8 protein-coding genes and 1 pseudogene are annotated in these 11,051 nt (G+C 71.9%); 6 read left to right on the top strand and 3 right to left on the bottom strand.

Translation table 11 applies throughout. The features are described from left to right. Positions 1-124: 124 nt before the first annotated feature. Positions 125-472 (bottom strand): annotated as a pseudogene (locus ACP4J0_RS29685) (YbjQ family protein); the annotation flags it as partial. Positions 473-606: 134 nt separating this feature from the next. Between ACP4J0_RS29685 and ACP4J0_RS29680 the strand changes: the two are divergent. Next, positions 607-1,479: a DedA family protein gene (locus ACP4J0_RS29680; RefSeq protein WP_426601802.1), complete on the top strand. Its 873-nt coding sequence runs from the start codon at positions 607-609 to the stop codon at positions 1,477-1,479. Positions 1,480-1,601: 122 nt separating this feature from the next. Here ACP4J0_RS29680 and ACP4J0_RS29675 read toward each other — a convergent pair whose 3' ends face one another. Then, a complete protein-coding gene (locus ACP4J0_RS29675) occupies positions 1,602-3,311 on the bottom strand; it encodes a threonine/serine exporter family protein (protein WP_426601801.1) in 1,710 nt (569 codons plus the stop codon). 114 nt (positions 3,312-3,425) lie between these two features. Next, positions 3,426-3,917 carry an inorganic diphosphatase gene (locus ACP4J0_RS29670; RefSeq protein WP_007452023.1) on the bottom strand — a complete coding sequence of 164 codons (492 nt, stop codon included), beginning with the start codon at positions 3,915-3,917 and terminating at the stop codon, positions 3,426-3,428. A gap of 79 nt (positions 3,918-3,996) precedes the next feature. Between ACP4J0_RS29670 and dacB the strand changes: the two genes are divergently transcribed. The 5 genes from dacB (at position 3,997) to ftsH (ending at position 11,044) form a co-directional block, all read left to right on the top strand. Next, complete coding sequence (gene dacB / locus ACP4J0_RS29665; RefSeq protein ID WP_426601800.1) at positions 3,997-5,655, top strand: D-alanyl-D-alanine carboxypeptidase/D-alanyl-D-alanine endopeptidase; 1,659 nt, start codon at positions 3,997-3,999, stop codon at positions 5,653-5,655. 140 nt (positions 5,656-5,795) lie between these two features. Further along, positions 5,796-6,923, top strand: a complete 1,128-nt coding sequence (locus tag ACP4J0_RS29660; RefSeq protein WP_426601799.1) for a zinc-dependent metalloprotease — start codon at positions 5,796-5,798, stop codon at positions 6,921-6,923. A gap of 192 nt (positions 6,924-7,115) precedes the next feature. Further along, positions 7,116-8,174 carry a tRNA lysidine(34) synthetase TilS gene (gene tilS, locus ACP4J0_RS29655; RefSeq protein WP_426601798.1) on the top strand — a complete coding sequence of 353 codons (1,059 nt, stop codon included), beginning with the start codon at positions 7,116-7,118 and terminating at the stop codon, positions 8,172-8,174. Between the two features lie 95 nt (positions 8,175-8,269). Further along, on the top strand, positions 8,270-8,809 hold the full coding sequence (gene hpt, locus ACP4J0_RS29650; RefSeq protein ID WP_229831030.1) for a hypoxanthine phosphoribosyltransferase: 540 nt from the start codon (positions 8,270-8,272) through the stop codon (positions 8,807-8,809). Positions 8,810-9,004: 195 nt separating this feature from the next. Beyond that, positions 9,005-11,044: an ATP-dependent zinc metalloprotease FtsH gene (ftsH, locus tag ACP4J0_RS29645; RefSeq protein ID WP_426601797.1), complete on the top strand. Its 2,040-nt coding sequence runs from the start codon at positions 9,005-9,007 to the stop codon at positions 11,042-11,044. The last annotated feature ends 7 nt before the right edge of the window (positions 11,045-11,051 follow it).

The raw sequence follows: 11,051 nt of genomic DNA, 5'->3' as shown, positions 1-11,051 counted from the left end.
CCCCACCCCCCCCCCCCGCCCCCCCCCCCCCCCCCCCCTCCCCCCCCCCCCCCCCCCCCCCCCCCCCCCCCCCCCCCGCCCCGGGGGCGGCCCCCCCCCCCCCCCCCCCCCCCCCCCCCCCCCCCACCGCCGTCCCGTACGCGCACACCTCGGTGCCCACGTCCGCCGCCTCCGTCACGTCGAAGCGGAACGCCAGCACCGCGTTGGCCCCCCGCGCGCGTGCCTGCTCGACCAGCCGCTCCATCGCCTGGTTACGGGTCTCCACCAGCGTCTTCGTCAGCCCGCGCAGCTCACCGCCGACCAGCGACTTCAGCCCGGCGCCGATCTGGCTCCCCAGGTGACGGGAGCGCACGGTCAGCCCGAAGACCTCCCCGAGCACCTCCTGCACGCGGTGGCCCGGCAGGTCGTTCGTGGTCACCACGAGGACCTCGGGTTGAGGACCCTGGCCGCCGCCGTATTCTTCAATACCCATGGTTCTCAGGTTTCCCCGGGGAGCGTCACAGTGCACCCCCAGGACCCCCGTGGAACCTGGACTGCCGTGGCTGCGTTGTAGGTTTGGGCAGCCAGGTCCAGCCCGCCTTCCCCAGCAGCAGGAGCCACAATCCCGTGACCACGCTTGCGCTCGGCCCCGAGTGGCTCAGCCCGGACTATCTGATCGAGACCTTCAGCCTGCCCGGCATCCTGCTCATCGTCTTCGCCGAGTCCGGACTCTTCGCCTTCCTGCCCGGCGACTCGCTGCTGTTCACGGCGGGTCTCTTCGTGGCCGAGGGCAGTTACATCACCCAGCCGCTGTGGCTGGTGTGCACCCTGATCGTGCTGGCCGCCGTCATCGGCGACCAGGTCGGCTACATGATCGGCAAGTTCTTCGGCCCGAAGCTCTTCAGCCGTCCCGACTCCAAGCTCTTCAAACAGGAGAACCTGGAGAAGGCCCACGAGTTCATGGAGAAGTACGGCCCCAAGGCGATCGTCCTGGCCCGCTTCGTGCCGATCGTGCGCACCTTCGCCCCCATCGTGGCGGGCGCCGGCCGCATGAAGTACCGCACCTTCCTCACGTACAACATCATCGGTGGCGTGGCCTGGGGCTCGGGTGTCACCCTCGCCGGCTACTGGCTCGGCCAGATCGAGTTCATCCGGAAGAACGTCGAGCCCATCCTCGTCCTGATCGTCGTGCTCTCGGTCGTCCCGATCGCCATCGAGTACGTCCGCGAGCGGGGCAAGAAGAAGCGCGCCGCCGCGACCGAGCCGCCCGCGGTCCAGCAGCACCAGCACCAGCCGCAGCCCCAGTACCCGGTCATGGACGACGCCACGACCCAGCTCCGCCGCGTGGACCCGTACCCGCCCCAGCAGCCCCAGCAGACGTACGAGCAGTCCTACGGCCAGCAGCAGCCGTACGTCCAGCAGCCGTCCCCGCAGAACTACGGCCAGCAGCCCTACGGCGACCAGCAGAGCGGGCCGTACCCCTACAACCAGGGACGCTGAAGCCCGCCCAGGGCCGCGGAGCCGCGCCGACGTGCGGCCCCGCGGCACGGCGCGGCCAGCCACGACGAGCCGGCGGCCGCCGGCGAGCGGAACACCCCGAGCTCGTGGGCGGCCGGCGCCGGCTAGAACCCTCGCGTCCGCTTCGCCGCCCGGCGCCCCGCCGCACTCGCGGCGCCGGGCACCTTCAGGAACAGCCGCGAGATCTCCCCGCCGAGATTCACCCCGATGGCGATGGCCATCGCGAGCGCCACGGCCGTCGACAGGGACACCAGCCCCCTGTCGACCTCGCTCTGCGCGATCGCCAGCAGCCCGAAGTACGTCGCCGAACCGGGCAGCAGCGGCCCGATCGCCGCGGTCGTGTACGGCAGCGCCGACGCGAACCGGTATCGGGACATGAGCTGCCCGAACAGGCCCACGAGCCCCGCCGCGGCGGCCGTGGAGGCCACCGGCGAGATGCCGCCGGCGATGTGCATGGCGCCGTACACGCTCCACGCGACGCCGCCGTTCAGGGTCACCGCCAGCACGGTGGACCGTTCCTGCTGGAGCAGGATCGCGAAGGCCAGCGACAGCAGCATCGACGCGCCGATCTGGACGACGGGCTCGTCGCCCGTGCCCAGCGCGGCGTCCGGATTCAGCTCGGCGCCCAGCTGGACGCCGAAGTACAGGACGATCAGCACCCCGGCGACGATGCTGACGAAGAAGTACATGACCTCCAGCAGGCGCGCGGACGCGGTGATGTAGAAGCCGGTCAGCCCGTCCTGCACCCCCGCGACCAGCGCCCGCCCCGGCAGCAGCGCGAACAGACCACCGGTGATGACCGCGGACGCCTTCACGTCGACGTGTGTCACCGTGAGCGCGACCCCCATCGCGGCCGGCGGCATCGCGGCCACCGCGAACTGGTAGAACTCCGGCAGCCCGCGCCCGGCGCACAGCCAGGCCAGCCGGTCGCCGAGCATCGAGCCGAGCATGGCCGCGACGAACACGGTCAGCCCACCGCCGACGAGCACCGACGCCGCGCCCGCGAGCAGTCCGCTCGCCGTGGTCAGCACCCAGGTGGGGTACGGGTGCCGGTTGCGGCGCATCTCCGCGAGGCGCCGGTAGGCCTCCTCCAGGGAGATGTTCGTGTCCGGGTCGCTGAGGTCGTCCACCAGGTGGAACACGGCCGCGAGCCGCGTGTAGTCGGTGCCCCGGCGGCGTACCGTCCGCGACGCCGTCACCGGGTCCTCGACCAGGGAGGGCTGGTGGGAGATCGACAGCAGGGTGAAGGTGACGTTCGGCTCGCAGCGGTCCAGGCCGTAGGAGCGGCAGACGGCGAACATCGCCGCCTCCACGTCCTCGGCGCCCTCGCCGCCCGCCAGCAGCAGCTCCCCGATACGCAGGGTCAGGTCGAGCACCCGCGGCACGGCGGGGCCCGTTTCGTCGTCGTGGCGCTGCGCCGTCTCGGGCGCGGGCCGTTCGGCCACCGGCATGCGCAGCATGGCGCGCATGCGGTCCTGCCAGGGCACGTCCGTCAGGTTCACCGCCGGGAAGCCGCTCGCCGGGGTGAACGTGGTCGGCGCGGTCCACGCGCTGTACGTGCTCGGCGTGGCGAACGCCGACCCCTCACCCTCCGGGGGCGCCGCCGGGGGCGCGTCCAGGCCCTCGGGCAGCGCGAACTCCGAGGTCGTCTCGGACTCCGTGCCGGTGGGCCGCGGGACGGCCAGCCCCTGCGGGATCTCGAACTCGGACGTCGTCGACGACTCGCCGTCGGCCGGTGCCGCGACCCCACCGGGCTGCCGGAAGGCACTGCGGGCCTCGTCCGACTGCGGTTTGCGGTCCTCCGCCTCCGTCACCTGCGCAACGCTCCCTGGTTCGAACACACCCTCCTGTAACCCTCAGTATGCGTACCCAAACGTGAACGGGCCGCACGCTTCACGCGTGCGGCCCGTTACGGGAGGGGTGCCTGATCAGTGGCCGCCCTGGTCCTTGAAGCGCTTGTAGGACCGCTCGATCTCGGCCTCGGCGTCGGTGCGGCCCACCCAGTCGGCGCCCTCGACGGACTTGCCGGGCTCCAGGTCCTTGTAGACCTCGAAGAAGTGCTGGATCTCCAGGCGGTCGAACTCGGACACGTGGTGGATGTCACGCAGGTGCTCCACACGCGGGTCGGTCGACGGCACGCACAGCAGCTTGTCGTCGCCGCCGGCCTCGTCCGTCATCCGGAACATGCCGATCGCGCGGCAGCGGATGAGGCAGCCCGGAAAGGTCGGCTCGTCCAGGATGACCAGCGCGTCCAGCGGGTCACCGTCCTCGCCGAGGGTGTTCTCGACGAAGCCGTAGTCGGTCGGGTAGGCGGTCGAGGTGAACAGGCGGCGGTCCAGGCGGATACGACCGGTCTCGTGGTCCACCTCGTACTTGTTCCGCGAACCCTTCGGGATCTCGATCGTGACGTCGAACTCCACCGGACGCTCCTCCATGATCAGCACATAGTTCTGGTGATTAAGTGTCCCTCACGCAGGTGGGTGATCGCGAAAGGGGCTGGTGATAGTGCCAGAGCTGAGGCCTTGGCGGGCCGCGGGACCGCACGAGGCGCGGGCCGCGGGCGCCGTACGTCCGCGTCTCGCACGCGCCGCGCGGGCCGTGGCGCCGCAGTTCGCGCGGGTCACGAGGCCGAAGACCTGGCAGTACACCGCCGGTGCCGCCACCGCCGGGCTGGCTCTCGCCGCCGGTGTGGTGACCGCCGTCGGCCCCTGGGACTCCATGGGTCAGCGTACGGCCGAGCGGGACCGGGCCGTCGCCATGGAGCACGCGGGTGGCGCAGATCACGGTCGCGGATCCGGGGGCTCCGGTACGGGGTCCGGGGCGCCCCGCCCCGCGCCCAGCGCCGGCTCCGTCCTGGCCGGCCTCGGCGGCACCGCCGGCGGTGCGCCGGACGGCGTGAAGGCCGGGCCGGGCGGCACGGCCCTCGCCGACGCGCTCGGACCGCTGCTGGACGACCCGGCGCTCGGCACCCGCCGCGCGGCGTCCGTCGTCGACCTCACCACCGGCGAGCGCCTCTACGGCCTCGACGCCGACGTCCCCCTGACGCCCGCCTCCACCACCAAGATCGCCACCGCCGTCGCCGCCCTCACCGCCCTCGGCCCCGACCACCGCCTCACCACCCGCACCGCCCTGGAGGCCGACACCGGCGAACTCGTCCTGGTCGGCGGCGGCGACCCCACCCTCACCGCGCGCGAGGACCGCGAGGACGACGGGGGCACCTCCCGCGCCGGGAACGGGGAAGACGCGGAAGACCCCGCGAGCCCGCGCACGCGCGCCGGGAGCGGGGAAGGGCCCGCGAGCCTGCGCACGCTCGCCGAGAAGACCGCCGCCGCCCTGAAGAAGCGGGACGTGCGCAAGGTGACGCTGTCGTACGACACGGCGCTCTACGCCGGTACGGAGAAGCACCCGATCGGCGACAACGAGAACCTCGCCGACGTCACCGCCCTGATGGCCGACGAGGCCCGCACGGACGACTCCACCAGCGGCCCCGCCCCGCGCGTGCCCGACCCGGCCGCCGAGGCCGCCCGCACCTTCGCCGGTTTCCTGGAGGAGCACGGCATCAACGCGTCGCCCCCAGGCCCCTCCAAGGCGACCGACCGTGCCGACACCCTCGCCACCGTCTCCTCGCCCCCGCTGTCGGCCCTGGTCGAGCGGATGCTGACCGCCAGCGACAACGACATCGCCGAGGCACTGGCCCGCCACACCGCCCTGGCGACCGGTGAGCCCGCCGACTTCGACGGGGTCTCCGCCGCCGTCCCGGCCCGCCTGGAGCAGCTCGGCATGCCCGTGCGCGGCACCCGGTTCCACGACGGCAGCGGCCTCGACCGCACCGACCGGATCACCGCCGGCCTGCTCACCGACCTGCTCGCGAAGGCGGCCGACCCGGCCCGGCCCGAGCTCCGCCCGGTCCTCACCGGCCTGCCCGTCGCCGGCTTCACCGGCACGCTGGCCGGCCGCTACACGGACGGCGCGGCCGGCCTCGTACGCGCCAAGACCGGCACCCTGACGGGTGTCAACACCCTCGCGGGCACCCTGGTCACCGCCGACGGCCGCCTCCTGGGCTTCGCCTTCCTGGCCTCCGGCACGACGGACGCGTGGTCGGCCCAGGCGGCCCTGGACCGGGCGGCGACGACCCTGGTGTCCTGCGGCTGCGCATGACCACCCGGCCGCCCCGGGAGCGGCGGCGCCCCCGCGGCGCCGGCCCGCGCCTCCACTCCCGCGCCGCACCGGCACCGGCCGCCCACCCCGGCGCCCGCCACAGCCTGCCCTCAGTGGCGGCGCTCACGTACGGTTGAGGAATGACGAGCATCGGCGCATCTTCCGGCATGGTCGACTGGAATCTCGCGGTGGCGACCGCGACCCGGCTCGTACGGCCGGGCCCCGAGGTGAGCCGCGACGAGGCCAGGGCCGTCGTCGCGGAACTCCGCCGCCATGCCAAGGCCTCGGAGGAACACGTCCGGGGCTTCACTCGTCTGGCCACCGAGGAGGCCCACGACACCCCCGTCCTCGTCGTCGACCGCCCCGGCTGGGTCCGGGCGAACGTCGCCGGGTTCCGGGAGATCCTCGGCCCCCTGCTGAAGAAGATGCAGGAGCGGCGCGGCAGCGGCGCGGGCAACGCGGTCCTCGGCGCCGTCGGCGGCAAGGTCACCGGCGTGGAGCTGGGCATGCTGCTGTCGTTCATGTCCTCCCGCGTCCTCGGCCAGTACGAGACCTTCGCCCCGGCCACCCGCGAGTTCCCCGCCGGTGCGAACGGCGGCGGCCGGCTGCTGCTGGTCGCGCCGAACATCGTGCACGTCGAACGCGAACTCGACGTCGACCCCCACGACTTCCGGCTGTGGGTGTGTCTGCACGAGGAGACGCACCGCACCCAGTTCACGGCGGTGCCCTGGCTGCGCGATCACCTCGAGGGCGAGATCCAGTCGTTCCTCGCGGAGACCGACGTCGACCCCATGACCGTGCTGGAGCGGGTCCGCGAGGCCGCCCAGACGCTGGCCGGCGGCCGGCCCGAAGCCGAGGAGGACGACGGCGGCCGCTCCCTGGTCGAGCTGGTGCAGACGCCGGCCCAGCGGGAGGTCCTCGGCCGCCTCACCGCCGTGATGTCCCTGCTGGAGGGCCACGCCGACTTCGTGATGGACGGGGTCGGCCCGGCGATCGTGCCGAGCGTCGGGGAGATCCGCGAGAAGTTCCAGCAGCGCCGCGCGAAGGGCGCCTCCCGCCTCGACCTGGCGCTGCGCAAGCTGCTCGGCCTGGACGCCAAGCTCCGCCAGTACCGGGACGGCGAACGCTTCGTGCGCGCCGTCGTCGACGAGTGCGGCATGGACGGCTTCAACCGCGTCTGGACGTCGCCCAACACCCTCCCCACCAAGTCGGAGATCTCCAAACCGGCGGACTGGATCGCGCGGGTGCACCGCAAGCCGGAGTCGTGAGTCCCGCGGCCGGGGCGCGAACCGCACCCGGCCGACGGCAGTCGAACGCCCCTCCAATCACCCGTCCGAGGGACCGTGAGGTCTCGACAGGCGTGCGATGCTCGGGGAACGGCCCGTTTCTGTCACCATCTACACACTCTGCGTGACCGAACTTCGGGCTCACCCCCGACAACTTCATGAAGGGCACCGGACATGGGTCCCCATCCTGCGGTCGCGGCGATACGCCTGGCGGTCCGCCGCGTCCTCCACGACATCCTCACCGAACTGAACACCCCGGCCGGCGTTCCCGCCGCGACGGCCGCCGACCGGGCGCCCGAGCGCGCGTCCGGACTCCCGCCGTCACCGCTCGTGCTCGTGGCGTGCTCCGGCGGCGCCGACTCCATGGCGCTCGCCTCCGCCCTCGCCTTCGAGGCGCCCCGGCTCGGTATCCGCGCCGGCGGCGTCACCGTCGACCACGGCCTGCAGAACGGCTCCGACCTGCGCGCCGAAGAGGTCGTCCTGCGCCTGCGCGAACTCGGCCTGGACCCCGTCGAGGCCACCGCCGTCACCGTCGGCCGCGCGGGAGGGCCCGAAGCCGCCGCCCGCGACGCCCGCTACGCCGCCCTGGACGCCGCCGCCGCCCGCCACGGCGCCGCCGCCGTCCTGCTCGGCCACACCCGCGACGACCAGGCCGAGACCGTCCTGCTGGGCCTCGCCCGCGGCTCCGGCATCCGCTCCCTGTCGGGCATGGCCGCGGTCTCGGGGGCCGACGGCCGTTACCGCCGCCCCTTCCTCCAGGTCGACCGGCAGACCGCCCGCAAGGCCTGCATGGTCCAGTCCCTGCCCGTCTGGGACGACCCGCACAACGCGGACCCGGCGTACACACGTTCCCGGCTGCGGCACGAGGGCCTGCCCGCGCTGGAGAAGGCGCTCGGCAAGGGCGTCGTCGAGGCCCTCGCCCGTACGGCCCAGCTCTCCCGGGACGACGCCGACGCCCTCGACGCCTGGGCCCGCCAGGCCGAGTCCGGCGTCCGGGACGCCACCGGCGTACTGGAGTGCGCGAAGCTCTACGCCCTGCCGCCCGCCGTGCGCCGCCGGATCCTGCGCCGCGCCGCCATCGAGGCCGGTGCTCCCGCGGGTGCGCTGTTCGCCCGCCACATCGAGGAAGTCGACCGGCTGATCACCGGCTGGCGCGGTCAGGGAGCCATCAACCTGCCCGGCAAAGTCGTCGCCCGGCGGCAGGGTGGCAGACTGGTGATTCGGCAAGGCTGAATCCGGACCCTCCCACCGATCCGCGTACGGATCGCCGGGACGCTCCGGAGTGGCCGGTGGGACGACCGAAAGTGATGCGGGTGGACGCGAACGACATGGGTGCCGACCTCGAGAAGGTACTCATCACCAAGGAAGAGATCGACGCGAAGCTGGCCGAGCTGGCCGCGAAGATCGACGCGGAGTACGCGGGCAAGGACCTGCTCATCGTCGGCGTGCTCAAGGGCGCCGTGATGGTCATGGCCGACCTCGCGCGCACGCTGTCCACCCCCGTCACGATGGACTGGATGGCGGTGTCCTCGTACGGCGCGGGCACCCAGTCCTCCGGCGTGGTGCGGATCCTCAAGGACCTCGACACCGACATCAAGGGCAAGCACGTCCTGATCGTCGAGGACATCATCGACTCCGGCCTGACCCTGTCCTGGCTGATCTCCAACCTCGGCTCGCGCGAGCCCGCCTCCCTCAAGGTGTGCACGCTGCTGCGCAAGCCCGACGCCGCGAAGGTCGCCATCGACGTGGAGTGGGTCGGTTTCGACATCCCCAACGAGTTCGTCGTCGGCTACGGCCTCGACTACGCCGAGAAGTACCGCAACCTCCCGTTCGTCGGTACGCTCGCGCCCCACGTCTACGGCGGCTGACGCGGCCTCGTAGCGGGCCCCACGGCGTTTCGGGGGGCGACCGGGAACCCCGGAGGCCCCCGCGCCGTTGGAGCATGCAGACGGGACGCCGACGGTCCTGTGCGGCTGAGGGCCGCCGGGCTGGGGTACCGTCAGAAGAACTGTCTTATCAAACTCACTATGGCAGGAGGGACGGGGCGCCACCGCTCCGTGTGGATGGACGTGAAGCGATACTTCCGTGGGCCAATCATGTGGATCGTGCTGGCCGTCCTTGCCGTGGTCGTGTTGATGCAGGTCGTCGGCTCGTCCGGCGGCTACAAGACGGTTGACACTGGCCAGGTCGTCCAGGCGATCAACGACAACAGGGTCGAGTCGGCCAAGCTGACCACCGGCGACGAGCAGAACATCAAGGTTCAGCTCAAGGACGGCGAAAAGGTCAAGGGCAGCTCGAAGATCCAGGCGAGCTACATCGGCGACCAGGGCGTGACCCTCGCCAGCACACTGCAGAACAAGTACCAGGACAAGCAGATCCCCGACGGCTACACGGTGTCGCCGTCGAAGCAGAACCCGATCGTCGGGCTCCTGATCACCCTGCTCCCCTTCGTCCTCATCGTGGTCATCTTCCTGTTCCTGATGAACCAGATGCAGGGCGGCGGCTCCCGCGTCATGAACTTCGGCAAGTCCAAGGCCAAGCTCATCACGAAGGACACCCCCAAGACGACGTTCTCCGACGTCGCCGGCTCGGACGAGGCCGTCGAGGAGCTCCACGAGATCAAGGAGTTCCTGCAGGAGCCGGCCAAGTTCCAGGCCGTCGGCGCCAAGATCCCCAAGGGTGTGCTGCTGTACGGCCCGCCCGGCACCGGCAAGACCCTGCTCGCGCGTGCCGTCGCGGGCGAGGCGGGCGTGCCGTTCTACTCGATCTCCGGTTCCGACTTCGTCGAGATGTTCGTCGGTGTCGGCGCCTCCCGGGTCCGCGACCTGTTCGAGCAGGCCAAGGCGAACGCGCCCGCCATCGTCTTCGTCGACGAGATCGACGCGGTCGGCCGCCACCGCGGCGCCGGCCTCGGCGGCGGTCACGACGAGCGCGAGCAGACCCTGAACCAGCTGCTCGTCGAGATGGACGGCTTCGACGTCAAGGGCGGCGTGATCCTCATCGCCGCGACGAACCGCCCGGACATCCTCGACCCGGCGCTGCTGCGTCCCGGCCGCTTCGACCGGCAGATCGCCGTCGACCGCCCGGACATGCAGGGCCGTCTGGAGATCCTCAAGGTCCACCAGAAGGGCAAGCCGGTCGCCCCCGACGTCGACCTGTCCGCCGTCGCCCGCCGCACCCCCGGCATGACCGGTGCCGATCTGGCCAACGTGCTGAACGAGGCCGCCCTGCTGACGGCCCGCAGTGACCAGAAGCTGATCGACAACCACATGCTGGACGAGGCGATCGACCGTGTGGTCGCGGGCCCGCAGAAGCGGACCCGGATCATGTCGGACAAGGAGAAGAAGATCACCGCGTACCACGAGGGCGGTCACGCCCTGGTCGCGGCGGCCTCACCGAACTCCGACCCGGTCCACAAGATCACTATCCTGTCCAGGGGCCGGGCCCTCGGTTACACGATGGTGCTCCCGGACGAGGACAAGTACTCGACCACCCGCAACGAGATGCTCGACCAGCTCGCCTACATGCTGGGCGGCCGGGCGGCCGAGGAGCTGGTCTTCCACGACCCGACGACCGGTGCCGCCAACGACATCGAGAAGGCCACCAGTGTGGCTCGCGCGATGGTCACCCAGTACGGCATGACCGAGCGTCTCGGCGCGATCAAGTTCGGCGGCGACAACAGCGAGCCGTTCCTCGGGCGCGAGATGGCTCACCAGCGCGACTACTCGGAAGAGGTCGCCGCGCTGGTCGACGAAGAGGTCAAGAAGCTCATCGAGACGGCGCACAACGAGGCCTGGGAGATCCTGGTCGAGAACCGTGACGTCCTCGACAACCTCGTGCTCGCGCTGCTGGAGAAGGAGACGCTCGGCAAGGAGGAGATCGCCGAGGTCTTCGCCCAGATCGTCAAGCGCCCGGCCAGGCCCGCCTGGACCGGCTCCTCCCGCCGCACGCCCTCGACCCGTCCGCCGGTGCTCTCCCCGAAGGAGCTCGCCCTGACGAACGGAGCGAACGGCGCCACGGCGGCGATCTCCACCGCCAAGAGCACCACGGCGGAGCCGGCTCCGGCACCGGAACGAGCCGCGGAGGACCGGCCGGAGAGCTGACCCGGCC

Source organism: Streptomyces sp. WG7 (genome assembly GCF_049975785.1).
In the GTDB taxonomy this organism is placed as follows: Bacteria; Actinomycetota; Actinomycetes; order Streptomycetales; family Streptomycetaceae; genus Streptomyces.
This window is presented reverse-complemented; position numbering and strand designations above follow the sequence as displayed.

Excerpts from the sequence above, each read along its gene's own strand:
- ACP4J0_RS29660 (WP_426601799.1), top strand. The coding sequence starts at position 5,796 with ATGACGAGCATCGGCGCATCTTCCGGCATGGTCGACTGGAATCTCGCG.
- tilS (WP_426601798.1), top strand. The coding sequence starts at position 7,116 with ATGGGTCCCCATCCTGCGGTCGCGGCGATACGCCTGGCGGTCCGCCGC.
- hpt (WP_229831030.1), top strand. The coding sequence starts at position 8,270 with ATGGGTGCCGACCTCGAGAAGGTACTCATCACCAAGGAAGAGATCGAC.
- ftsH (WP_426601797.1), top strand. The coding sequence starts at position 9,005 with ATGGACGTGAAGCGATACTTCCGTGGGCCAATCATGTGGATCGTGCTG.